Annotated in this window: 24 protein-coding genes; 11 read left to right on the top strand and 13 right to left on the bottom strand. The window is 70.7% G+C overall.

The genetic code is table 11. The features are described 5' to 3' along the window. The first annotated feature begins 2 nt into the window (after nucleotides 1-2). Complete coding sequence (locus FXO23_RS31915) at nucleotides 3-479, top strand: nitroreductase family deazaflavin-dependent oxidoreductase (RefSeq protein ID WP_158889199.1); 477 nt, start codon at nucleotides 3-5, stop codon at nucleotides 477-479. On the opposite strand, the gene FXO23_RS52340 is transcribed toward FXO23_RS31915, so the two are convergent. From FXO23_RS52340 to FXO23_RS51825, 5 genes are all read right to left on the bottom strand, one after another. After that, nucleotides 476-601 carry a hypothetical protein gene (locus FXO23_RS52340; protein ID WP_281356647.1) on the bottom strand — a complete coding sequence of 42 codons (126 nt, stop codon included), beginning with the start codon at nucleotides 599-601 and terminating at the stop codon, nucleotides 476-478. The genes FXO23_RS31915 and FXO23_RS52340 overlap by 4 nt on opposite strands. Before the next feature lie 61 nt (nucleotides 602-662). Further along, entirely contained in the window at nucleotides 663-1,442 is a 780-nt protein-coding gene (locus tag FXO23_RS31910) for an IclR family transcriptional regulator (RefSeq protein ID WP_158889198.1), read from the bottom strand. Nucleotides 1,443-1,458: 16 nt separating this feature from the next. Continuing rightward, on the bottom strand, nucleotides 1,459-2,205 hold the full coding sequence (locus tag FXO23_RS31905; RefSeq protein ID WP_158889197.1) for a polyprenyl synthetase family protein: 747 nt from the start codon (nucleotides 2,203-2,205) through the stop codon (nucleotides 1,459-1,461). Nucleotides 2,206-2,275: 70 nt separating this feature from the next. Beyond that, nucleotides 2,276-3,688, bottom strand: a complete 1,413-nt coding sequence (locus FXO23_RS31900) for a family 2B encapsulin nanocompartment shell protein (protein WP_179956934.1) — start codon at nucleotides 3,686-3,688, stop codon at nucleotides 2,276-2,278. A gap of 314 nt (nucleotides 3,689-4,002) precedes the next feature. Next, nucleotides 4,003-4,581, bottom strand: coding sequence for a hypothetical protein (locus FXO23_RS51825; RefSeq protein ID WP_179956933.1), 579 nt, complete (start codon nucleotides 4,579-4,581; stop codon nucleotides 4,003-4,005). A gap of 98 nt (nucleotides 4,582-4,679) precedes the next feature. Between FXO23_RS51825 and FXO23_RS31890 the strand changes: the two genes are divergently transcribed. The 3 genes from FXO23_RS31890 to FXO23_RS31880 are packed head-to-tail and all read left to right on the top strand — an operon-like array spanning nucleotide 4,680 to nucleotide 7,317. Continuing rightward, nucleotides 4,680-5,282 (top strand): TetR/AcrR family transcriptional regulator, encoded by a 603-nt coding sequence (locus tag FXO23_RS31890; protein WP_158889196.1) that lies wholly within the window; start codon nucleotides 4,680-4,682, stop codon nucleotides 5,280-5,282. 59 nt (nucleotides 5,283-5,341) lie between these two features. Continuing rightward, entirely contained in the window at nucleotides 5,342-5,845 is a 504-nt protein-coding gene (locus tag FXO23_RS31885; RefSeq protein ID WP_158889195.1) for a PH domain-containing protein, read from the top strand. After that, on the top strand, nucleotides 5,842-7,317 hold the full coding sequence (locus FXO23_RS31880; RefSeq protein ID WP_218952203.1) for a PH domain-containing protein: 1,476 nt from the start codon (nucleotides 5,842-5,844) through the stop codon (nucleotides 7,315-7,317). Before FXO23_RS31885 ends, FXO23_RS31880 begins: the two co-directional genes overlap by 4 nt. A gap of 6 nt (nucleotides 7,318-7,323) precedes the next feature. Here the strand turns inward: FXO23_RS31880 and FXO23_RS31875 are convergent, their stop codons facing one another. Next, a complete protein-coding gene (locus FXO23_RS31875; RefSeq protein ID WP_246258150.1) occupies nucleotides 7,324-7,686 on the bottom strand; it encodes an ArsR/SmtB family transcription factor in 363 nt (120 codons plus the stop codon). 149 nt (nucleotides 7,687-7,835) lie between these two features. On the opposite strand from FXO23_RS31875, the gene FXO23_RS31870 reads away from it, so the two are divergent. Then, complete coding sequence (locus FXO23_RS31870) at nucleotides 7,836-8,141, top strand: glutaredoxin domain-containing protein (protein WP_158889193.1); 306 nt, start codon at nucleotides 7,836-7,838, stop codon at nucleotides 8,139-8,141. Here the strand turns inward: FXO23_RS31870 and FXO23_RS31865 are convergent, their stop codons facing one another. From FXO23_RS31865 to FXO23_RS31850, 4 genes are all read right to left on the bottom strand, one after another. Next, entirely contained in the window at nucleotides 8,142-8,534 is a 393-nt protein-coding gene (locus FXO23_RS31865) for a hypothetical protein (protein WP_158889192.1), read from the bottom strand. After that, a complete protein-coding gene (locus FXO23_RS31860; RefSeq protein ID WP_158889191.1) occupies nucleotides 8,531-9,463 on the bottom strand; it encodes a TerC family protein in 933 nt (310 codons plus the stop codon). Before FXO23_RS31860 ends, FXO23_RS31865 begins: the two co-directional genes overlap by 4 nt. 236 nt (nucleotides 9,464-9,699) lie before the next feature. After that, nucleotides 9,700-12,597, bottom strand: coding sequence for an FAD-binding and (Fe-S)-binding domain-containing protein (locus tag FXO23_RS31855; protein WP_158889190.1), 2,898 nt, complete (start codon nucleotides 12,595-12,597; stop codon nucleotides 9,700-9,702). Beyond that, nucleotides 12,594-13,781: a pyridoxal-phosphate-dependent aminotransferase family protein gene (locus tag FXO23_RS31850; RefSeq protein WP_158889189.1), complete on the bottom strand. Its 1,188-nt coding sequence runs from the start codon at nucleotides 13,779-13,781 to the stop codon at nucleotides 12,594-12,596. The genes FXO23_RS31855 and FXO23_RS31850 overlap by 4 nt, the downstream gene beginning before the upstream one ends. Nucleotides 13,782-13,999: 218 nt before the next feature. Between FXO23_RS31850 and FXO23_RS31845 the strand changes: the two genes are divergently transcribed. After that, nucleotides 14,000-15,337 (top strand): SLC13 family permease, encoded by a 1,338-nt coding sequence (locus FXO23_RS31845; protein ID WP_158889188.1) that lies wholly within the window; start codon nucleotides 14,000-14,002, stop codon nucleotides 15,335-15,337. A 72-nt stretch (nucleotides 15,338-15,409) separates the two neighbouring features. Beyond that, a complete protein-coding gene (locus FXO23_RS31840) occupies nucleotides 15,410-16,189 on the top strand; it encodes an IclR family transcriptional regulator (RefSeq protein WP_218952202.1) in 780 nt (259 codons plus the stop codon). 12 nt (nucleotides 16,190-16,201) lie between these two features. Here FXO23_RS31840 and FXO23_RS31835 read toward each other — a convergent pair whose 3' ends face one another. The 3 genes from FXO23_RS31835 to FXO23_RS31825 all read right to left on the bottom strand — a co-directional run bounded on the left by FXO23_RS31835 (nucleotide 16,202) and on the right by FXO23_RS31825 (nucleotide 19,560). After that, nucleotides 16,202-16,978 (bottom strand): enoyl-CoA hydratase/isomerase family protein, encoded by a 777-nt coding sequence (locus FXO23_RS31835; RefSeq protein WP_158889187.1) that lies wholly within the window; start codon nucleotides 16,976-16,978, stop codon nucleotides 16,202-16,204. Continuing rightward, complete coding sequence (locus tag FXO23_RS31830; RefSeq protein ID WP_158889186.1) at nucleotides 16,975-18,168, bottom strand: CaiB/BaiF CoA transferase family protein; 1,194 nt, start codon at nucleotides 18,166-18,168, stop codon at nucleotides 16,975-16,977. Before FXO23_RS31830 ends, FXO23_RS31835 begins: the two co-directional genes overlap by 4 nt. Before the next feature lie 447 nt (nucleotides 18,169-18,615). Beyond that, entirely contained in the window at nucleotides 18,616-19,560 is a 945-nt protein-coding gene (locus FXO23_RS31825) for a DNA polymerase domain-containing protein (RefSeq protein ID WP_158889185.1), read from the bottom strand. Nucleotides 19,561-19,830: 270 nt separating this feature from the next. Between FXO23_RS31825 and FXO23_RS31820 the strand changes: the two genes are divergently transcribed. The 4 genes from FXO23_RS31820 (at nucleotide 19,831) to FXO23_RS31805 (ending at nucleotide 23,359) form a co-directional block, all read left to right on the top strand. Beyond that, a complete protein-coding gene (locus tag FXO23_RS31820) occupies nucleotides 19,831-20,334 on the top strand; it encodes a SigE family RNA polymerase sigma factor (protein ID WP_158889184.1) in 504 nt (167 codons plus the stop codon). After that, nucleotides 20,331-21,416, top strand: coding sequence for an LCP family protein (locus tag FXO23_RS31815; RefSeq protein ID WP_158889183.1), 1,086 nt, complete (start codon nucleotides 20,331-20,333; stop codon nucleotides 21,414-21,416). Before FXO23_RS31820 ends, FXO23_RS31815 begins: the two co-directional genes overlap by 4 nt. A gap of 10 nt (nucleotides 21,417-21,426) precedes the next feature. Continuing rightward, nucleotides 21,427-22,212 carry an alpha/beta fold hydrolase gene (locus FXO23_RS31810; protein WP_158889182.1) on the top strand — a complete coding sequence of 262 codons (786 nt, stop codon included), beginning with the start codon at nucleotides 21,427-21,429 and terminating at the stop codon, nucleotides 22,210-22,212. Between the two features lie 106 nt (nucleotides 22,213-22,318). After that, nucleotides 22,319-23,359 carry an NsdA family TPR-like regulatory protein gene (locus tag FXO23_RS31805; protein ID WP_158889181.1) on the top strand — a complete coding sequence of 347 codons (1,041 nt, stop codon included), beginning with the start codon at nucleotides 22,319-22,321 and terminating at the stop codon, nucleotides 23,357-23,359. Nucleotides 23,360-23,386: the final 27 nt, after the last annotated feature.

The following is a 23,386-nucleotide window of genomic DNA, read 5'->3' as shown; positions in this document are numbered from 1 at the left end:
CGATGAAGTTCATCGGACGACCGGCCCCGCCGACCGGATGGCGCCGGTTCCTGTTCCGCGCCCCGATCCACCTCTACCGGCTCCGGCTCGGCTGGCTGTTCGGCGGCCGGTTGCTGCTGCTCCGCCACCTCGGCCGGGTTTCCGGCAAACCCCGGGAGGCCGTGATCGAGGTCGTCGAGCACGACCGCGCGGACGGCAGCTACGTGGTGTGCTCGGGCTTCGGCCCGAACGCCGACTGGTATCGGAACCTGCTCAAGACACCGGAGACCACGATCCGGGTGGGCCCGCGCGACAAGCGGGTCACCGCGGTCCCGCTCGGCGCCGAGGAGGGCGGCGAGTACCTGGCGTACTACGCGCCCCGCCATCCCCGGGCGGCCCGGCGGCTCGTCCGGTTCATGGGGTTCGAAGTGGACGGTTCGCTGGACGACTACCGCGCCGTCGGGCGGGAACTGCCGTTCATCCGGTTGGCCGCCCGCTAGAGCACGTTCGGGAAATGCCGGGACGAACCGTTGATCCAGGTGAAGCCCGCCTCCAGCGCACAGTCCCGGTCCAGCAGCTTGGCAACGTTGTCCGGAATGGACGGATCTTGTGCTACGGCCATGGGCTCACCTTGAGCGCACCCGGCCGAGTGAGACAGACCCGAGTTCTGCCTAGCAGAAGCCCTATCCGAAGGAGTGGGCGAGCCGGTCGCGCGCTTCGGCCAGCAGCGCGCCGTAACGTTCCCGGTGCTGCCTGGTCATCCGGTTGCTCGGCGCGCCGACGCTCAACCCGCCGACCACCGCGCCGCCCGGGCCGGTCAGCGCGATCCCGACCGAACTGACCCCGTCCTCGCTCTCCCCGGCGTTGACCGCGTAGCCGCGTTTGCGCACCCGGGCGAGTTCGGCGAGCAGCGCCGACCGCTCGGTCATCGTCTTCCCGGTCACCGGCTCGAGCGACTCGCCAGGATAGAGCTCCCGCACCTTGTCCGCGGGCAACTGGGCGAGCATCGCCTTGCCGAGGCTGGTCGCGTGCGCGGGCAGCAGGCGCCCCACCCGGCCGCTGACCCGCAGCGCGCGTTCGCTTTCCACCACATCGACGAAGCGCACCTGACCGGCCTCGAGCACGCCGAGGTGCACGGTCTCGTCCGTCTCACCGGCGAGCCATTCCAGGACCGGGCGGGCCAGTGCGCGCACATCCATCTGCCGCACCACCGAGAGCCCGATGTCGACCAGCGCCGGCCCGGCCCGGTAGACCCGGCTGACCGGATCCTGGTCGACGAAACCGTGGTACACCAGCATCGCCATCAGCCGGTGCGCCGTCGACTGCCCGACCTCCAGCGCGTCGCGCGCGTCCGACAGCCGGATCTCGCGGCTGGCCCGGAACATCAGCAACAGCCGCAGCGCGCGATCGACCGATTCGATCGGATACTGCGGCACCGGCCGCGCCGAACCTGGTGTCTGCATGGCAGAACTATATCCGTCAGGAATCGCCGGGCCCCGAGCCCGCGGCCGCGAGCACCACGGCCAGCGCGCCGAGTTCGGCGGCCGCCCGCGGAACGGGTTCCGCCTCGGCGAGGTGCCGGAGTGCGCCCGCGAGATGGTCGGCGGCGGACTCCGCGCCGGCCCGTGTCAACCGCTCGCCGAAACCGCGCAACCGCGCGATCTGGGCCGGGCGGCCGCCGCCGAACACCGCGCCGAGGGCACACGCGCACCCGAGCAGGGCATCGGCTCGCCGAGCATCCAGTTCGCCCGTTTCCTGGACCGCGGCGCTCAACATCCGGGTCCCGGTGGCGACGGCCGCCCGCGCGCCGGTGGCCAGCACGTCGAAGGCCAGCGTGAGCACCGCACCACCGGTGAGGATCACCCGTCCGGCGCCGAACGCGCCGCAGGCGCCCTCCGGCGGATCGCCGGCGATCACCTCGCCGTGCAGCCGCAACGCGGTATGGGCCAGTTCGATCGCGACCGCCGCCGGTACCGCGTCCGCCGGTACTCCGCCGATGGCTTCGGCGGCGAGCAGCACCAGGGCGGGCCGCGCGGACTCGTCGTCGCGGGGCCGGGCGCCCCGGCCGTGCTCGTCCCACCAGCCGAACTGGTACCCGGCCACCCGCCGCGTCGACTCCGGCAAACCGCCGACCGCCGCACGGAGGGCGGGGTCGACCAGCGCCCGGCTGCGGGAAAGCACCTCTCGAGTGGACCTGCCCTGCGCGCGCACCTCGGTGTCCGCCATCGGCTCAACCGGCCTCGTCGGTCGTGGCCGCCAAATTCGTCACAATGCACTCCGTCAATCGTCAAAAGGGCTATTCTTCCCGGCCGAGTTCGACATTCTCCAGAATGGCGAGCGCATCCGGCACGAGTACCGCGGCCGAATAGTAGGCACTCACCAGGTAGGAGATGATCGCCTGGTCGTTTATGCCCATCAATCGGACATTAAGGCCGGGCTGGTATTCTTCCGGAAGTCCGGTTTGCCGCAATCCGACGACGCCTTGGTTATCGGCGCCCGTGCGCAGCAGCATGATCGACGTCGTCCGGGTTTCGCTCACCCCGATCTTGCCGCACGGGAAAATGGGTATTCCGCGCCAGGCGGGCACACGATGCCCCTGGTATTCCGTCCCCTGTGGATAGACGCCCCGGCGGTTGCATTCCCGGGCGAACGCCGCGATCGCACGGGGATGCGCGAGGAAGAAGGCCGGTTCCTTCCATACCAGGGACAGCAGCTCGTCCAGGTCGTCCGGAGTCGGCGGGCCGGTGCGCGTGGGGATGCGCTGCGCCAGATCGGCGTTGTGCAGCAGGCCGAACCCTCGGTTGTTGACCAGCTCGTACTCCTGGCGTTCCCGCAACGCCTCGATGGTCAGCCGGAGTTGCTGTTCCGACTGGTTCATCGGGTCGTTGTACAGATCGGCCACCCGGCTGTGCACCCGCAGCACGGTCTGCGCCACACTCAGCTCGTACTCCCGCGGCGCGGCCTCGTAGTCGACGAACGTGCCCGGCAGTTCCGCCTCACCTTCGTGCCCGGACGACAGTTCGATCTCCGCCTCACCTGCTTCGTTCCGCGGCTGCAGCGCACCCGATCGGAACCGCGCCAGATGCGCGCGCAGCGTTTCGGACCGGTCGACGACTTGCTCGAACTCGTCCTGGGAAAGCTTGAGCATCGTGCACGGAGTGACCGCTTTGACGGTGTATTCCCAGTAGTCGTCGTCTTCCAGCAGGACTCCGTAGTGGAAATGGGAGCCGTCGGCCAGCACCTCGAGCACGGTCTGGTCGCCGTACTCCCCGGTGCCGATCCGGTTCGCCTTGCCGTGCGCGATGAGGAAGATCTCGTCGGCGGGCTGCCCCCGGGTGATGACCACGTCCCCCGGCTGGTACTCCTGCTGCACGAACCGGTCGGCCAGGGCCGCCAGCACCTCCTCGTCGTCGAACCCGCGCAGCATGGCCAGTTCGCACAGCTCTTGCGGAATGACCCGCACCTCGGCGCCGACATTGGTGAACGTCACGCGCCCGTCGCCGACCGTGTAACTGAGCCGCCGGTTCACCCGGTACGTCCCGCCGGATGCCTCCACCCACGGCAGCAACCGCAGCAGCCACCGGGACGAGATCCCCTGCATCTGGGGTTCCGATTTGGTCGTCGTCGTCAGATTCCGGGCCGCCGCGGTGGCCAGACTTTGTTGCGACCGTCCATTCTCCACGTCGCGTTCGGACTCGGTTACGGTCACCGCACGCACCACCAATCCGTGCTTGTCATTCCGCACGTTGAATGAGAGGTAACGGAAATAGAGATCATTTCCGAGAGGGTCGATTTCCGGATAGCTTGATCGTTTTCCGCCTTCGCGAACCGACGCTAGCACCGGAGCCCGCGAATACGCAGTCGCCTGAACGTGCCATGGCCCCGGCCCGCTTTTGTCACCTGAATCCCGCCGTCCCGCGACTGCGGGTAGACCGCCGCGGAAAACCTCACCCGGGGGTGTGGTTGACCCCGGAAATCGCTGGTCGTTTTCAGTGAAGGCCACCCGGCCGGCGATTTCCAGGACTAGGATCGCGTCGCCGATTCGATCTTGAACCGCGGGAATTCCTCCGCCATCGAGACATCGAGAGCACGATCGGCGGCTCGGCCGGAGACCCGGCTCCGGCGGAGCAGGATCACCCCGGTCCGGGCGAGCACCATGGCCAGGGCCATGAAGACCAGGGCATTGGTGATCGGGTCCGCGCCGCTGATCTCGTAGTCGACGCAGAACCGGACCAGCGCTTCGGGGAACCAGTGCTCGCTGCCGTAGGTGAAGGCGAGCCGAGCGGCGAACACCGCGATCCAGAAGGACGCGTATCCCGCGCCGCCGATCGTATAGACACCCGCTTCCCGGTCCGCCCCCACGCGGAGCATGCATCCGCCGATCGCCCCGAGCGCGAGCCCGGCGGCCACCCCGATCACCTGGAGCGCGACGTCGTTGCCGTCATGCGGAAAGCTCCGCACGAAGATCGCGACCACCACGGCGACCGCGAGCAGCGGGCGCAGCAACCGCCACGCGGTGACCCGCCGGCGGCCGAGGTCACCGATCAGCACGACGGCCAGCACCGTCACCGAGGTAATCAACGCGGACAGGAACGGGCTCATCGGTCTCCCCTGCTCGTACTCGACGTTCGTTACAGGTCAACCGTATTGGATCACGTATACTAAGTCAAAAGTATTGGAACCTACCTGGGGAGCGGACCATGCCGAAGCAGGTGGACCACGAAGCGCGGCGGACCCTGATCGCGAAGGCGCTGTGGCGCGTCGCCCAGGCCCGCGGCCTGGACCGGGTCAGCCTGCGCGAGGTCGCCACCGAAGCGGGGATCTCGCTGGGCCAGCTGCAGCACTACTTCGCCAGCCGGGACGAGATGCTGCTGTTCGCCATGGAGTTCATCAGCCAGAAGAACGTCGAGCGCGTCGCCCAGCGGATGCTCACGTTCGCCGATCCGGAGCCGCGCGCCCGGCTCCGCGCCATCGCCCTGGAGATGCTGCCGGTCGACGACAAGGCCAAGGCCGGCAGCCTGATGAACATCAGCTTCCAGCTCGAGGCCGCGCGCAACGAAACCCTGCGCGACTACGCGCGCCGGCAGGTGAACGCCCTGCGCTCGGTGCTAGAAGGAGCGGTCGCGCTCGCCATCCAGTCCGGCGACATCGCCGCCGACCGCGATCCGCGCACCGAGGCGGCCCTGCTGATCGGCCTCGCCGACGGGCTGCGTGGCAACTTCCACCTGGGCGTCCACACCGCGGACGAGACGGTCGAGCTGCTGGAGAGCCACCTGGCACGGCTGTTCGGCGACCCCCTTTGATCCAGGTCGGCCGACTTGGTAAAGTGCTTGCCAATACGGCCGACCTGGAAAGGTGTGCGATGCGTGAACTCCGGCCCCCGGCGCACCGGGTCGACGCCCGGGCCCGGCGGTGGTGGACCCTGCAGGCCCTGGTGGTTCCCTCCGGCCCGGCGCTGGTGACCGCGCTGGCCCTGCTCGTCCTGTCGCTGCTGTTCTTCCCCGGAGCCCTGGTGTGGCTCGGCCCGTTGCTGCTGGTCACGCTGGTACTGCCCGCGCTCGGCTACCTGGTGGTCATGCCGCGCTGGCGGTACCGGGTGCACGCGTGGGAACTGGGCGAGTTCGCGGTGTACTCGGCGAGCGGATGGTTCTGGCAGAAGCGGCGGATCGCGCCGCTTTCGCGGGTGCAGACCGTGGACACCGTGCGCGGGCCGATCCAGCAATCCCTCGGCCTGGCCACGATCGTCGTCACCACGGCCTCCACCGCGGGAAACGTGCGGATCGCCGGACTCGCCGACGCCGACGCCCGGGAACTCGCGCGGCGGATCGGCGCGGCCGCGCAGGCCGTGCCCGGGGACGCCACGTGAACCGGCTCGCGGTCCGGGCCGAGGTCGCCTGGCGCACCCTGGATCCGCGCATGATCGCGGTGCACTGCGCGTGGCTGCTCGCGCCGCTGACCTCGATCGGGCTGGCGGCGCTGGCGACGGGTGGCCGGCTCGGCTGGCGCGCGTGGAGCACGCTGGGCGCCCTCGTGGTGACCTTCGGCGTGCTCAGCGCGGCTGGGCTGATCCGCTGGCGGCGCACGCGTTACCGGGTGACCGCGGACCACTTCGAGCTGCGGTCGGGCCTGGTGACCCGGACCCTGCGTTCGGTTCCGCTGCACCGGATCCGGAACGTCGACCTGACCGCGAGCCCGCTGCACCGCCTGCTCGGGCTCACCGTCGTCGCCATCGGCACGGCGGGCGACGGCGACCTGCGCGTGGACGCCCTCACCCGGGCCGCGGCGGAGCGGCTGCGCGCGGAATTGACGCGGCACGCGGAAGTCGGGGCCACCGGTGAACCGGTGCTCGCCGCCTGGAATCCGCGGTGGGTGCGGTACGCCCCGCTGACGTTCTGGATCTTCGGCGGTGTCTTCGTGGTGGCCGGAACCGCCTACCGGATCCTCGACGGCGTCGGCGTCGAACCGTGGCGCATCGGTTTCCTCCGGCAGGCGTTCGAGGATTTCGGTGCGAGCGCCCTGTGGCTCACCGTTCCGCTGGCCGTGCTCGCCCTCGCCGCGCTCGGCGCGCTGGGGGCGATCGCGCTCCACGTCGAGAACTGGTGGCGGTTCCGTCTGGAATGGACGGACGCGGGCACGCTGCACGTCCGGCGCGGCCTGTGCACCACGCGTTCGGTGTCGATGGAACGGCGCCGCCTGCGCGGTGTCGTGCTGAGCGAACCGCTGCTGCTGCGGGCCGGGGGCGGTGCGAAGGTGACGGCGGTCGTGAGCGGGCTCGGGAACGCCGAGGAGAACCGGCGGCGCAGCGCGCTGCTGCCGCCCGCCCCGCGCGCGGAGGCGCTCCGCGTGGCGTCCCGCGTCCTGGGCGGCCCGTGGTTCGACCGCGCCCTGCGCCGCCACCCGCGGGTCGCGCTGCGGCGCCGGATCCTGCGCGGCCTGTCGCTGGTGGTGCTGCCGCTGACCGCGGCACTGGCGATCCTCGGCGTCCTGTTCACCCCGGTCCTGCTGCACTGCGCGTGGCTCTTCCCGCTGCTCGCGACGCCGGTCGTCTGGTGGCTGGCCGCCGACGCGTACCGCAACCTGGGGCACGGCCTCGACGAGCGCCACCTGCTCGCCCGCTCCGGGACCTTCAGCCGTGATTCGGTGGCGCTGCGCCGCTCCGGCATCGTCGCCTGGACGTTCTCCTCGTCCCCGTTCGCCCGCAGGGCCGGTGTGGTGACGTTGACCGCCGCGGTCGCCGCGGGCGAGGAGGGTTACCGCATTCCCGATCTCGCCGCCGCCGAGGCGCCGGGCTTCGCGGACGAGGCCGCGCCGGGGATCCTCACCGAATTCCTGCGGTGACCCGGATCAGCCGCAGCCGCTGGACCGGGGGCGGCGGGGCTGCTCGTCGCGCAGCGGTCCACCGGGTCGCAGCAGGGTTTCCAGGGCTTGCAAGGGTTCCGGTTCGACGCGGTACCAGCTCCAGGTGCCCCGGCGTTCCCGGGACAGGATGCCCGCTTCGACGAGCATCTTGAGGTGGTGGCTCAGGGACGACTGGGCGAGGTCGAACTCGTCGGCGAGCTCGCAGAAGCAGGCCTCGCCTTGGGGTGACTGGCGGACCAGGGCGACGAGCCGAATCCGGACCGGGTCGCCGAGCGCCTTGAACAACGGCGCGGCGACACGGGGATCGGTGCCTTCGAGCACCCGGGCACCGGCGCGCGACTCGGCCACCGAAACCACCCCGTCCCCCTCCGACGCACACCCTCCGGCTCCATGATGGCACGACCACCGCTCCCCCGGTCTCCGGACCTCGGTTCCCGTGTGCCCCGGTACCCGGTGCGGCAAGATGGACGGTGCCCCTCCGTCCGCATGGGAGACCGATGACCACCGCGATCGAGTTCTACTGGCGGCCCGGGTGCCCGTTCTGCCTGGCGCTGCGCCGCCGGGTGCGGCGCAGCGGACTGCCGGTGCGGGAGATCGACATCTGGGCGGATCCGGAAGCCGCGGCCCGGGTGCGCTCGGTCGCCGACGGCAACGAGACCGTGCCGACCGTGTTCGTCGGCACGCACGCGATGGTGAACCCGAGCTTCCGCCAGCTGGAGTCCGCGGTGCGCGAACACGCCCCCGCCCTGCTCGACGCCGCGCGGCCGGTCCGCGGGTTCTGGCCGTTCCGCAAGGCCCGGTAGTCAGATCGGCGGGGTCAGCTCCAGCCGCCAGCGGCCGTCGTGTTCCCGCACGGTCACGGCGAACGAGAAGGCGCTGCCGTCGGCTCGCTTTCCGGTCACCCGGGCCACTCGCGCGTCCGGCGCCAGGGTCACCACCACGTCGTGCGCCCCCGCGCTCCGCAGCTCGTCCACATAGGACTTCGTGAAGTCCTCGGCGCCGTTCGGCGGGTAGTCGACGAGGTCCTCCAGTTGCTGCGCATCGAAGGCGTTCAGCGCGGATTCGAACCTGCCCCGCAGTTCGTCCGGCGAGGACACCCCGGCATCCGGCTGGCGCGCGATGAGGACGGTCACCAGCACGAGCCAGGCCCCCAGTACGGCCACCACGACGGCGAGGACGAGCTTCCGGCGAGTCACCCACCGGAGGTTACCCGTGCCCCGGCGCGGCGCGCCGCGAGCAGGCTGGCGACGGTCGTCACCGCCAGGACACCGGTGATGACGCCCAGCGAGAGCCCGATCCCCACCTCGGGCACCGGGACCGGGCGGCCCCCGTTGAGGAACGGCAGCGAGTTCTCGTGCAACGCGTGCAAGACCATCTTCACGCCGATGAACGCGAGGATCACGGCGAGCCCGTAGGACAGGTAGACCAGCCTCCGCAGCAGGCCGCCGAGCAGGAAGTACAACTGGCGCAACCCCATCAGGGCGAACGCGTTCGCGGTGAACACCAGGTAGGGCTCCCGGGTCAGCCCGAAGATCGCCGGGATCGAGTCGAGCGCGAACAGCAGGTCGGTGGTCCCGATCGCGAGCATCACCAGCATCATCGGGGTCACCGGCAGCACGCGCCGCACCAGCCGCAGGAACCGGCCTTCCCGCCACTCCTCGTCGTCGCCGAGCCCCTGCCGGATCAGGTTCACCGCGGTGTAGAGCAGCACGGCGGCGAAGAGGAAGAACACCCAGGTGAACCGCGCGACCGCGGCGGCGCCCACCGCGATGAACGCGCCGCGCAGGACCAGCGCGATCACGATGCCGAACAGCAGCACCCGGTGCTGGTTGGCCGCCGGGACCGCGAGCGAGGACATGATGACCGCGAACACGAACAGGTTGTCCAGCGACAGCGAATACTCGGTGACGTATCCGGCGAAGAACTCGCCGCCGGCCCTTCCCCCGGCGAGCAGCCACACGCCGAGGCCGAACAGGACCGCCAGGCCCACGTAACACAGGACCCAGCGGGTCGTCTCGCGCAGGGTCACCGCATGCGGGACGCGGCCGACGACGAGCAGATCGGCCACGATCACGGCGACGAGTCCGCCGATCGTGGCGAACCACAGCCAACTGGGCACGTTCATGACAGGGCACCTCCGGGGAGCACTCGGGCGTCGGGAAACAGCCGGAGGTCTCTCCCCCGGCGCGAACTCGCGCCGACCGGTGGCGCCGGGATCGGCGGCCCGCCACGCGGGCGCCGCTTCCGTGATGACGACACCACCGCGGCCGGGATACTCCCCTTCGGTGCGGGTGTCCGCAATGGACGGATCGAGCCACTCGGGCCGGACGACCACCTCCTCGTGCGGTGGGAAAGAAGGAGCTACGCGAGTGCCGCGCGCACCAGTTCGAGCGGGTGCCAGGCGGTGCGGCCCGCACCGTGGAAGATCTGCTGGCGGCAGGACACCCCGGTCGCCGCGACGACGGTGTCCCCCGGTTCGGCCGCCAGGGCCGGGAACAACCGGTCCCGGCCGACGGCCATGGACGTCTCGTAGTGTTCGGATTCGAAGCCGAACGAACCGGCCATCCCGCAGCAGCCCGCGTCGATCTCCTCGACCGTCACCCCGGGGATCCGGCTCAGCAGCGCCATCGTGACCGCCGTGCCGACCTCGGCCTTCTGGTGGCAGTGGCCGTGGTACACGATCCGCCGCCCGGCGGGCCAGGAATCCGCGCTCAGCCGCAACCGGCCGTCGTCGATCGCCTCGGTGAGCAACTCCTCGACCTGCTTCACCCGCGCGGCCACGGCACGCACGGCCGGATCGTCCGGCAGCAGCGCGAGGTGCTCGTCGCGCAGGGTGAACACGCAGGACGGTTCGCAGCCGACGATCGGGGAACCGGGTTCGGTGTCCCGATCCAGCGCGGTGACCAGCCGCTCGGCCTTCCGCTTCGCGTCGTCGAGCAGTCCCTTGGACAGGCTCGACCGCCCGCAGCAGCCGCCGCGCGCGAGTTCCACCCGCCAGCCCGCGCGCTCCAGCAGTTCGACCGCGGCGCGCCCGATCCGCGGTTCGGTGAAGGTGGTGAACGAATCGGGCAGCCAGTTCACCGTGCCCTGGGTGACCGGCTCCCGCCGGTGCCGCCGGAACCAGCGCAGCAGGTTGCCCCGCTCGAACCGCGGCAGCGGGCGCGCCGGGGTGATCCCGGCGGCGCGGTCCAGGATCCGGCGCAGGAAACCGATCCGGCCGGGCAGGTTGGACAGCGGCGCCGTCGCCGAGCCCAGCCGGTTGAGCGTGCGGATCGAACCGAACAGCCGCGAACGCAGCGGGACACCGTGGATCTCGTGGTGGTGCGCGAGGGTTTCCGCCTTGAGCGAAGCCATGTCCACGCTCATCGGGCATTCGCTCTTGCACGCCTTGCACATCAGGCAGAGGTCGAGGATCTCGTGCAACCGCTCGCCGCCCAGCGCGGCATGCGGGTCCGGTTCGGACAGCGCCTTCACCAGTGCGTTGGCCCGGCCGCGGGTGGAATGCTCCTCTTCCCTGGTCGCGAGGTAGGACGGGCACATCACGCCCGGCCCGGCTTTGCGGCACAGCCCGATGTTCATGCAGCGGTCCGCGGCGCCCCGCATACCGCCGACCACTTCGAACCGCAGTGTCGTGGTGATGGGCGGCGCCGGGGGCAGGGCGTCCCGGTCGCGCAGGTTCTCCGTCATCGAGGGCGCGTCGACGATCTTGCCGGGGTTCAGCACGTTGCCCGGATCGAACAACCGCTTGACCTCGCGCATGGCTTCGTACAGCTCCTCGCCGAAGATCTCGCGGTTGAACTCGCTGCGCGCCAGGCCGTCGCCGTGTTCGCTGGAGTTGACCCCGCCGTACTCGGCGACCAGATCCTTGACCTCCTCGGCGACCCGGCGCATCTTGTGCACCTCGTCCGGTTTCGTGAGGTCCACGAACGGGCGGATGTGCAAGCAGCCCACCGAGCAGTGCCCGTAGAAACCGGCCTCCAGCTCGTGCCGGTCGAGGATTTCCTTGAACCGACCGGTGTATTCGGCGAGGTGGCGGGGATCGACGGCGGTGTCCTCGACGAACGCCAGCGGGCGCCGCGCGCCGACGCTCGCCGCCATCAGCAGGCCGAGGCTGGACTTGCGCACCTTCATCAGCGCGCCCTGCTGGCTCGGGGTGACCGCTTCCAGCGTGTGGTAGCCGTGGCCGTGCTTGCGCCAGAGCCCGACCAGCTCGCCCAGCCGCCCGCGCAGTTCCTTCTCGTCGTCCCCGGTGAAGCTGACGAACAGCAGCGCGTCGGGATCGCCCTCGAGGATGTCGCCGAGGGAGGCGTACTCGATCTTCTGCCGGGACAGGTCGAGGATGGTCCGGTCCATCAGCTCGACCGCGGCCGGATCGCAGGAGAGCGCGTCCTCGGTCGCCGCGATCGCCGCGGGTGTGCTGGTGAAATGCCCGACCGCGATCACCGTGTGCCGTGGTTTGGGCACCAGGTCGACCAGCGCGCCGGTCGCCACGGCCAGGGTGCCCTCCGAGCCGACGACGAACTTCGCGAGGTCGAAGGGCGTCCCGCCGGCCAGCCGGTCGAGCCGGTAGCCCCCGGCCCGCCGCCAGAACGTCGGGAAACCCCGCTCGATCGCGGCCCGGTTGCCCGCCACGAGCCGGGGAAGCTCGCGGTAGAGCGCGCCTTCCAGGGTGGCCGCCTCCGCGCGGCGCGCCCGTTCGGCTTCCCCGACCGGCGCGAACCGGGCGGTGCTGGCGTCGGACAGCACGACGTCGAGTTCGCGGACGTGGTCGATGGTCATGCCGTACCGCACCGAACCGCTGCCGGCCGAATTGTTGCCGATCATTCCGCCGAGCGTCGCGCGATTGCTGGTCGAGGTGTCCGGGCCGAACATCAGCCCGTGCGCCGCGGCGGCCCGGTTGAGCTGGTCCTGGACGACGCCCATCTCGACCCGGGCCACCCGCGCCCCGGGATCCAGTTCCAGGATGCGGTTCTGGTGCCGGGACAGGTCCAGCACCAGGCCGGGCCCCACGGTCTGCCCGGCGAGGCTGGTGCCCGCGCCCCGCGGCACCACCGGCACGCCGTGGTCCTTCGCGGCCGAGACCGCGGCGACCACGTCCGCGGTGTGGCGCGGGAACACCACGCCCAGCGGGGTGATCGAGTACATGCTGGCGTCGCGGGAGAACACGTGCCGGGTGTAGTCGTCGAACCGGACCTCGCCTTCGATCTCCTTGCTCAACCGGTTTTCCAGTTCCGCCGCGTCGGCGGCCGTGCTCGTCATCGCCGATCTCCCCAGTCCTGGTCCCGGGCCAGCACGCGCAACGCGGCGTCGACCCCGCCCGGTTCGATCGGCACGCGGGCGAGCTCGAGTCCCATCTGGACACCGGCGAGGGTGCCCGCGAGGCTCAGATCGTTGAAGTGGCCGAGGTGGCCGATGCGGAAGACCCGTCCGGCCAGCTTCCCCAGCCCGGCGCCCAGCGACATGTCGAACCGGTCCAGGACGAGTTCGCGCACCTTGTCCGCGTCGTGTTCGGCGGGCATCAGGACGGCCGTCAGCGAACCCGAGTACTCCCGTTCGTCCAGGCACAGCACTTCCAGTCCCCAGGCGCGCACGGCCGCGCGGGTCGCCTCGGCGTGCCGGGCGTGCCGCGCGTAGACCTCGGGCAGCCCTTCCTCGTCGAGGATGCGCAGCGCTTCGCGCAGGCCGTAGAGCAGGTTCGTGGCCGGGGTGCTCGGGAAGAAGCCGCGTTCGTTGGCCGCCAGGATCGGCCGCCAGTCCCAGTAGGACCGGGGCAGGGTCGCGGTTTCCGCGGCCTGCAGGGCCTTTTCGCCGACCGCGTTGAACCCGAGCCCGGGCGGCAGCATCAACCCCTTCTGCGAGCAGGAGATCGTCACGTCGACGCCCCACTCGTCGTGCCGGTAGTCGATCGAACCGAGCGAGGAGATCGTGTCCACGAGCAACAGCGCCGGATGCCCGGTATCGTCCAGCGCGCGCCGGACGTCCGCGACCCGGCTGGTCACGCCGGTGGAGGTTTCGTTGTGCACCAGGCACACGGCCTTGATCGCGTGCTCGGTGTCGGCCCCGAGCCGGGCGCGGGCCTCCGCCGGATCCGCGCCGTGGCGCCAGTCCCCCGGCACGAACTCGACCTCGAGGCCCAGTTTCAGCGCCATCTCCCGCCACAACGTGGCGAAGTGACCGGTTTCGAAGCAGAGCACGCGGTCGCCGGGGCTGAGCGTGTTCACCAGCGCCGCCTCCCAGGCGCCGGTGCCGGAGGACGGGTAGACGACAACCGGTTGCGTGGTACCGAAAACCGGCCGCACGGCGGTCAGCACCTCGGTGGCGAGCCGGGCGAACTCGGGGCCGCGGTGGTCGATCGTGGGCGCCGACATGGCGCGCAGAACCCGGTCGGGAACGTTGGTGGGACCGGGAATCTGGAGAAAATGGCGGCCGGAGGGATGAGCCATCGGAGCTCCTTCGGGATTTCGCGATACGAAAACTAAATATCGCTTGATGGAGTCAGCGTAACCACGGCTTCCCGGTTTCGCCAAGCCCGGGTTCGCGATCGACCACCCGCGAAGGACCCTTGACGCCGACTGTGTCCGGGGTCATACTTCCTTAATCCGAGACAGAGTTTCCACATTGCGGAATGCCCTGCGAGCCAACGAATGCCTCGAGGAGCAACATGTCGGTACAAACAGTCTCCATCATCGGCCTCGTCCTCATCTTTCTCCTGGCCACCCTGCGCTCGGTCAACATGGGTGCGGCGGCGTTTCTGGGCACATTCCTGATCGGCACGTTCCTTTTCGACGAGAGTGCCGACGATCTCTTCGCGGGATTCCCCGGCGATCTGTTCGTGGTCCTGGTCGGGGTGACGCTGTTGTTCGCGATCGCCAAGGCGAACGGCACCGTGGACTGGCTGATCGATGCCGGGGTTCGGGTCGTACGAGGGCGGATCGCGCTGATTCCCTGGGTGCTGTTCACGGTCACCAGCCTGCTCACCATGGTGGGCGCGGTGGTCCCCGGCGCGGTGGCGATCATGGCGCCGATCGGGCTCAGTTTCGCCGTGCGCTACCGCATCAATCCGATGCTGATGGGCCTGCTGATCATCAATGGCGGGAGCGCGGGCGGATTCTCCCCGATCAGCATTTTCGGCAGCATCACCAACGGCGTGGTCGCCCGGAGCGGGCTGCCCGGAAATCCCGTTCTGCTGTGGGTCAGCTCGTTCGTTTTCAACGCTTTGCTGAGCATTGTGGTGTTCTTCCTGTTCGGCGGCCGGGAACTGATCAGCCGCCGGGTCGCGGCGGTGGAAACCGTCGCCGCGCGCGTCGGCGGAGAAACCGACGTCCGGCCCGCGATTCCCGGCAACGAAAATGGTTCTTCCGGCTCCGCGGAAACGGGTGAAGAACCGGCTCCCACGCCGCGGCTCGACACCGCGAAAGTGGTCACCCTCGCCGGACTGCTGACGCTCGCGGTGGGCTCGCTGGCTTTCGATCTCGACGTCGGCCTGCTCGCCATCAGCATCGCCACGGTGATCTGCATCCTGTCGCCGGGTTCGACGAAGCACTGCGTGGCACAGGTCGCGTGGCCGACCGTGCTGCTGATCTGCGGTGTGGTGACCTATGTGAGCCTGATGGAACGCATCGGCACCATCAAATGGCTCGGCAACGGGGTCGCCGGCATCGGCATCCCGTTGCTCGCCGCGTTCGTCATCTGCCTGATCAGCGCCGGGGTTTCCGCGTTCGCTTCGACCACCGGGATTCTCGGCGCGCTCATCCCGCTCGCCGTGCCGTTCCTGCTGGGCGGCCAGATCGGCGCGGTCGGCGTGATCACCGCGCTGGCGATCTCCTCCTCGGTGGTGGATTCCTCGCCGTTCTCCACCAGCGGCGCCCTCGTCGTGGCGAGCACCCCGGCCGAGCAACGGGACAAGGTGTTCCGCGGCCTGATGATCTGGGGCATGAGCATGATCGCCGTCGCCCCGATGCTCGCGTGGACGATCTTCGTCCTGCCCGGCTGGCTCTGACCGGGCCACGCGGGCGGATACACTGTGCCGGTCAGGATCCGGGAATTCATCGGAAGGGAACCATTCGTCGCCGTGCCGGACAGCCAGGGAATGCGTTCCGTGCTCTCGGCCTTCCGGGTGCTCGAGGAAGTGGCGTACCGCCAGCCGGTCGGGGTCGGCGAACTTTCCCGCATCCTGCGCCTGCCGAAGAGCACCGTGCAGCGCGCGCTCCGTACACTGTGGACGGCGGGCTGGATCTGCCCGGACGGCGCGGAGGTCACCCGCTGGATGCTCACCACGCGGGCGCTGCACATCGGCCAGCACGCGATCACCGATCTGAGCGTCCGGGACGCCGCCGCGGCGGTCATGCAGGAACTCAAACGGGAAACCGGGGAAGCCGCGCATCTGATGGTGCTCGAGGGTGACCACGCGGTCCTGATCGAGCGGGTCGAGACCGACCATCCGATCCGCGCGGTGCTCCCGCTCGGCAGCCGGGTGCCGCTGCACGGTTCGTCCAACGGCAAGGCCATGCTGTCCACCCTGCCCCGGGACCGGGTGCGGGAGATCCTCGGGGCGCGGCTCGAACGGCACACCGCGAACACGATCGTCGACTGGGACGAGCTCTTCGCGCAGCTCGACCGGGTCACCGAACGCGGTTACGCGGAAAACGTCGGGGAATGGCGGACCGACATCACCGCGGTGGCCGCGCCCATCTTCGACCACAACGGAGTCGCGGCGGCGAGCATCTCGATCTCCGCGCCGAGCAGCCGGATGACCGCCGAACTCCGGAAGCGGTACGGGAAACTGGTGGCCGAAGCCGCGCGGCGGATCAGCGCGACGCTCGGGCATCGCGCCGCGGTCGACCCCGCCTGAGCGCGGCACGGCCTAGCGCGCCTTCCACCGCGGTGGCCGCTTCGCCACGAACGCGTCCACTCCCTCGCGGAAATCCTCGCTGCCGTAACACATCGAGATCAGATCCTCGTCCGGCGGAAGGGAATGCTCGCGCAACCGCCGCAGCGCGACCTTGCTGGCGCGCATGGTGAGCGGCGCGTGGCTCGCCAACTGGGCGCACAACTCCCCCACCCTGGCGTAAAGCGCGTCGGCCGGCACCAGTTCGCTGGCCAGGCCCACCCGGGCCGCCTCCGCGCCGTCGACGAAACCGGCCGTGTAGATCAGGTGCAGGGTCCGGGACTGGCCGAGGAGCGCGACCAGCCGCGCATACGTCGACATCGACACGCAGTTGCCGACGGTCCGGGCGATCGGGAGCCCGAACTTCGCGTCCGGCGTGCAGATCCGGAGATCGCACGCGGCCGCGATGCTCAGCCCGCCGCCGGTCGCGTAGCCCTCCACGACCGCGACGGTCGGGGTGCCGACCCGTTCCAGGCGGCCGATCACCCGCTCGATCCGTTGCTCGTAACCGATCCCGTCCGCGGCGCCGCGGAACTCCAGGAACTGCCGGATATCCGTGCCCGCCACGAACGCGCGGCCACCGGCGCCGCGCAGCACCGCGACCCGCACCTCGGGATCGTCGTCGACGCGCTCGCAGAACTCGACCAGCCCGTCGTACATCGCCCACGTCATCGCGTTGCGGGCGGCCGGGCGGTTGAAGGTCGCGACGGCGACCGGGCCGTTGATCTCGACCACCAGCTCGTCGGTCGTCATGCCACCGCTCCCGCCTCGCGCAACGCGTGGACCTCCTCGGCCGAATACCCGGCGGCGCGCAGCACTTCGTCGGTGTGCTCGCCGAGCCGGGGCGCCGGGCGGGTGACCGATCCCGGCGTGGCGCCGAGTTTCACCGGGATGCCGAGGGCGCGGACCCGGCCCTCGCCGGGCTGGTCCAGCTCCAGCACCATCTCCCGCTCCCGGGTGTGCGGGTCCGCGCAGGATTCCGCGTAGTCGCGGATGGGCCCGGCCGGAACCCCGGCCGCCAGCAGCAGGTCCACCCAGTCCGCGGTGTCGCGTTCGGACAGTGTCTGGACCAGTTCCGCGGCGAGCGGCTCCCGGTTACGCACGCGATCGGCGTTGGTGGCGAACCGTTCGTCGGCCAGGAGGTCCGCGCGGTCCAGCGCGGTGCAGAGCCGTGCCCAGAGCCGGTCGTTGTTCGCGCCGACGACCAGGTGACCGTCGCGTGTGGACAGTGCCTGGTACGGGGCGTTGACCCGGTGCGCGGAACCCAAACGCCGCGGCGATTCCCCGGTCGCCCAGAGTTCGGAGGTCTCCCAGACCGACATCGCCAGCGCGGAGTCGTAGAGGGAGGTGTCCACCGCCTGCCCCTTGCCGGTGATCTCGCGGGACAGGCAGGCGGAGAGGATCCCGATGGCGCAGAACAGACCCGTCGAAAGGTCGGCGACCGGCACCCCGCATTTCACCGGGTCCGCACTCGCGTCCCCGGTCACGCTCATGATCCCGGACATCGCCTGCGCGATCAGGTCGTAGCCGGGGCGGGCGGAGTACGGCCCGGTCTGCCCGAACCCGGAGATCGAGGCGTACACCAACCGGTCGTTGATCGCGCGCAGCGCCGGGTAGTCCACCCCCAGCCGCGCCGCCACCCCCGGCCGGAAGCTCTCCACCACCACATCGGCGGCCCGCACCAGCCGGTGGAAACTCGCCCGCCCCGCGTCGCTCTTGAGGTCGATCGCGATGCTCCGCTTGTTGCGGTTCACCGCGAGGAAGGCAGCGCTCGTCCCGCCCGGCAACCGGTGCCCGGTGGCCTCCCGGGTGGCGTCCCCGGTGCCGACCGGTTCGACCTTGATCACGTCCGCGCCGAGATCCCCGAGGAGCTGGCAGCAGTAGGGCCCGGCCATCACCTGGGTCAGGTCGAGAACCCGGAATCGCTCCAACGCACCCGCCATACCACCCCGCCGATCGCAGTGTGCCACATTACGGCACAGCGTGCCTTTACATGGCACGAGAGTAGGACGCGCGCGAGCCCCCGGTCAAGAATCCTGAGGTGACCCGGCCCGCACGCCACCGGGCGAACGCGAACTCGCGAACCCGAACGTGCGACTCACTTACCGATGCGGCGTGGGGAACCTCGCCTTCCCGCGCGCCCCGAATGGCACCTTGGGTGCGCAGGACGCTCCGAAGCAGCGGGCGCCACAGGCGCGAGTCCCCCGTTCCGGACGTGCGAGTTCCCCATTTCGGGACACCGAGTTCCCCGTTTCGGTAGGTGAGTTCCATGCCCCGGCACCCGGCATCGGGGTGTGCCCTTTGTCGGCTAAGTGCGATACCGCGGTGACCTAGGTAGCCGATGTGCCGCACTTAGCCGACAAAGGGCGAGCCCGCGCACCGAGTCCGGGTCAGCCGCGGCGGGCGCGGGCGCGGCGTTTGCCCTCGTGCATGGCCTGCACCCGGGCGATCGGGATGGTGTGGCCTTCGGCGACCAGATCGGCGTCCAGCCGTTGCGGTTCGGGCATCTCAGCGGTCCACGGGTCCCCGGCGTCGAGCAGCCCCGGCGCGGTGTGCAGGGTGAAGTCGGCGGGTGTCACTCGGTCGAGGTCCGCCCACGCCACCGGGAACGACACCGGCGTCCCCGGGCGGACGCGCGGGCTGTACGCCGCGACCACCGTCGCCCCACCGGCCCGGGTGGAATCGAGGAACACCTTGCCCTCGCGGTCCTCCCGGATGAACGCCGTCGTGGCGAGCACCGGATCGAGCCGTTCGGCCCGCGCGGCGATCGCCCGGGTGGCCGCGGCCACGTCCTCGACCTTCTCCTCCGCCGCGATCGGCGCGAACACGTGCACGCCCTTCGCCCCGCTGGTCTTGACCGCACCCGCCAGCCCCGCGTCGGCGAGCGCCTGGCGGACCAGGTGGGCGGCGCGGACGACCACCTCGAACCCGGCCTCGGGCGGCGGATCGAGGTCGAGCACGAGGTAGGTGGGGGTCCAGCTCTCGGCGCGGAGCAGGGTCGGGTGGTATTCGATCGCCCGCTGGTTGGCGAACCACAGCAAGGTCCGGCGGTCGTCGCACAGCGCGTAGGACACCTGGCGCTTCGAGGATTCCGCCCACATCGCCACCGTCCGCACCCAGGACGGGGTGTACTTGGGCACGTTCTTCTGCATGAACGGCGCCTGGCCGCGGAGCACCCGGATCACCGACAGCGGCCGGCCCGCCAGCTCCGGGAGGATGCGGTCGCGAACGGCGTCGAGGTAGTCCACCAGATCCCGCTTGGTCGCGTCCGCGCCGTCGAACAGCGGCTGGCCGAGGTTGGTCAGCGGCACGCCGTCCCGCGTCTCCTCACTCATCGGTTCACCTTGCCCAGGCCGGGGCACCAGGTCAACCGGTATGCGGACGCCGTCGGCACCGATCCACTCGGGGGGCTAGGCGGCCGGTGCCGACGGCGCTACGGAAGATGAGGGGCCCCGCCACCCCGCGATGATGCGTGGCGGCGGAGTTCACCCGATCGGATTCCCGGGAAAACCCGCGGTGATCAATTCGCGGACCGACTCAACATCCGGGGGTGCGGGAAGCGTTTGAAGGGGCACTACTCGAAAAGCCACAGAAGGGAGCGAGGCGTGCGGGATGGTTTCGACCAGTTCGTCGCCGAGCGGCTCGACCGGCTACTGCGCTACGCCACCGCGCTGACCTGCGATCCCCACCTCGCGCAGGACATCGTGCAGGACGTGCTGTTGCGGGTGCAGGGCCGCTGGTCGCGGATCGGCTCGTTGCAGGCGCCTGACCTGTACGTCCGGCGGATGGTCACCAACGAGTTCCTGTCCTGGCGCCGGCGCCGGGCCAGCCGGGACATCACGTCGGAACACCGCACGCTGGAGGCGATCGCCAGATCCGGCGGCGACCCGGCCGCGCGGTACGCCGAACGCGACGCCATGCGCGCCCGCATCGCGGTCCTGCCCCGCAAGCAGCGGGCCGCGATCCTGCTGCGCTACTACGAGGACCGCACGGACGACGAGATCGCCCAGGTCCTCGGCTGCAAGGCGACCACCGTCCGCAGTCACATCTCCCGCGCGCTCGACACGCTGCGCGCCGCGGAATCGCCCGTACCGGAGGCTGCCCGATGAATCTCGATCGCACCGAACTGCTCATCCGCGAGGCGTTCACCGAGGAGGCCGACCGGGCGGTCGATCCCCGCGTCGTCCTGGCCGGACTGCACCGCGGGAAGCCCCGGCGCCGCACCCCGGCCCTGATGGTCGCGGCCGCCGCCGCGGTCGTCCTCGCCGCGGTGACCGCGGTGGTCGTCCCGCGGCTCGTTCCCGATCCCGCGGCCGACTCCCCCGCCGCACCCGCCGCCGCGGTCGACCAGAACATCCTGCTCGCCGGAACGGACGGCTCGGGGTTCACCGATTCGATCGTGCTGGCCCACCTCGGCCGCGACGGGGCGGCGTCGGCGATCTCGCTGCCCAGGGACTCGTTCGTGGACGTGCCCGGCTACGGCATGCGCAAGCTGAACTCGGCCTACGCCCAGGCCCGCGCGGACGCCCTCGCCCAGGGCCGGGACCAGGCGGGCGCCGACGAGGCCGGGGCCCGGACGCTCGCCGACACCGTGCGCCGGCTCACCGGGGTCGCCGTCGATCGCTACGCGGTGGTCGACATCGCGGGCTTCGACCGGCTCAGCACCGCGGTCGGCGGGGTGCCGGTGTGCCTGCGCGCGGCCACCCACGACCCGCTCTCCGGGGCGTCGTTCCCGGCCGGGCGCCAGACCCTGGCCGGGCCGAACGCGCTGGCGTTCCTCCGGCAGCGGCACGGCCTGCCCGCCGGCGACCTCGACCGGATCGTCCGGCTGCAGGCGTTCCTGCGCTCCCTGGTGCACCAGGTGCTGGCCGGACCGGTCCTGACCGACCGGCGGGCCCTGAACACGCTGCTGGACACCGTGCGCACCACCGTGCGGACCAGCCCGGGCTGGGATCTGCTCACCTTCGCGGACCAGGTGCGCGGCCTGCGCGGGGACGCGCTGCGCATCGGCACGGTCCCGATCGCCGGAATGGACCTGCGGACCCCGGACGGTGGCAGTGCCGTGGAACTCGCGCCCGAGCAGGTGCGGTCGTTCGTCCAGGCGTTCACCAGCGGCGGAGCCACCGCCGCGCCCCCCGCTTCCGGGGGCGCCACGGTCCTGCCGCCGGACGACGTGCCCTGCGTCAACTAGATTCGGGCGGATGGGAACGCGGGGTTTCGGCTCGATCGAGCTGCGGAACGGACCGATCGAGTACCGGTGGATCGACGGTGACCCCGCGCTCCCGCCGCTCGTCTTCCTGCACGAGGGCCTCGGCTGCGTCGCCCTGTGGTCGCGGTTCCCGGAGTGGGCCGCGCGGGCGACCGGCCGCGCGGCGCTCGTCTATTCCCGGTACGGCTACGGGAGTTCCGCACCGGCGAAGGCGCCCCGGCCGGTCGGGTACCTGCACGAGGAGGCGGATCGGGTCCTGCCCGAACTGCTCACCGCGTCGCGGATCGACCGGCCGGTCCTCATCGGCCACAGCGACGGCGCCTCCATCGCCCTGCTCCACGCCGCGAGCCACCCGGTGAGCGCGGTGGTGGCGCTGGCGCCGCACGTCTTCGTCGAACCGGAGACCCTGGCCGGGATCACCGCCGCCACCGACGCGTACCGGGCGGGCTCCCTCGCGCGGCGGCTGGCCCGGTACCACGACGATCCGGACGGCACGTTCTGGTCGTGGGCGGAGGTCTGGCTCTCGCCGGAGTTCCGGGACTGGAACCTGGAGAACCTGCTGCCGGGCATCGACCGCCCGGTGCTGCTGATCCAGGGCGAACAGGATCAGTACGGCACGGTTCGCCAGCTCGAGGCGATCGAACGCGGCGTTTCCGGGCCGGTGAAACGGGTCGAACTCGCCGACTGCGGGCACGCCCCGCACCTCGCCCATCCCGGCACCACGGTCGCCGCGGTCGCGGACTTCCTGGGCGGACTCTCCGGTCTGGACCATCGGTGACCGTGACGCAGAGTGCACGCGAGATGTACCGGCGAGCACGTGCTCGATCAGCCGAACAGCGGTACGGATTCATGCGCATGGGTGCATACCTTCGGCGGCGGAGGTGATGACCGATGGACGCCAAGGGTGGATGCTGCGGTTGCAGCAACTGCAGCGGACCCGGTTGTGGCTGCTGCGGCAGCTGCTGACCGAGCAGCGGGATCGTGGGCGTTCCGGCCGGTTTGCTCCGGTCGGAACGCCCACCAACCCACCTGTCGACGCCGAGTACGTCGAGGGCGTACGAGCCGCCGTGCGGGAACTCGTCGCCCTCGACGGCCGTCGGGGTGGCGTCGGCACCTCGCGGCAGGCGGTTCGCTGGTTCCGTTCGGTGCGCCGGATGGTGCCCGGCTCCGCCGGGGACCGGGACTTCGCGGCGGCCGCCGCCGAACTCGGCGAGGTAACCGGCTGGCTGTTGTACGACGCGGATCGGCAGGTGAGCGCGCGGCGGGTCAACCGCGAAGCCCTCGAGCTGTCCCGGCTCGCCGGGGACCGCTCCATGGAACTGTTCGTGCTGACCAATATGAGCATGCAGTCGCTGTACGTGCACCGGCCGCGGGAAGCGCTCGGCATCGCGGACACGGCACTGGCGTGCTACCGGCTGCCGCCCCGCGTGGCGAGCCTGTTCCGGCTCCGGCGTGCCCGCGCCCTGGCCGTCCTCGGCGATCGGGACGGCGCGCTGGCCACGATGGCCCGCGTGCGCGCCGACTTCACCGACGGCGTGAGTACCCGGGATCCCTTCTGGACGTGGTGGGTCGACGACTGCGAACTGGTGTGGCACAAGGGAATGGTGCACGCCAACCTGGGCGACTGGGCGCCCGCGATCGATGAGTTCAGCCGCTCCCTCGAACTCGGCGAGCACACCGACACCCGGCGCGGACGGTATGCGCGGCTCGCCTGCCTACTGGCCGCACTCGTGCACGTGCGGGACTGGTCGCGGGCCGAACCCGTCGCGCTGGAACTCCTGCCGATGGCGCGCGAGGTCGGTTCCGGCCGCGCGACCCGGCTGCTGCGCCGCACCAGTGCCCGTGCGACTTCGGCGCCCGCCACCGTGCACGACATCTTCGCCGAGCTTGAACGCGGGGCCGGCGAGCCACGACGTGCTCCCTGAAATCGGGCAACATGGAGCGATTCGACA

It is taken from the genome of Amycolatopsis anabasis (genome assembly GCF_009765355.1).
Taxonomy (GTDB): domain Bacteria; phylum Actinomycetota; class Actinomycetes; order Mycobacteriales; family Pseudonocardiaceae; genus Amycolatopsis; species Amycolatopsis anabasis.
The sequence above is the reverse complement of the archived record's forward strand: the minus strand, read 5'-3'. Positions and strand labels throughout refer to the sequence as shown.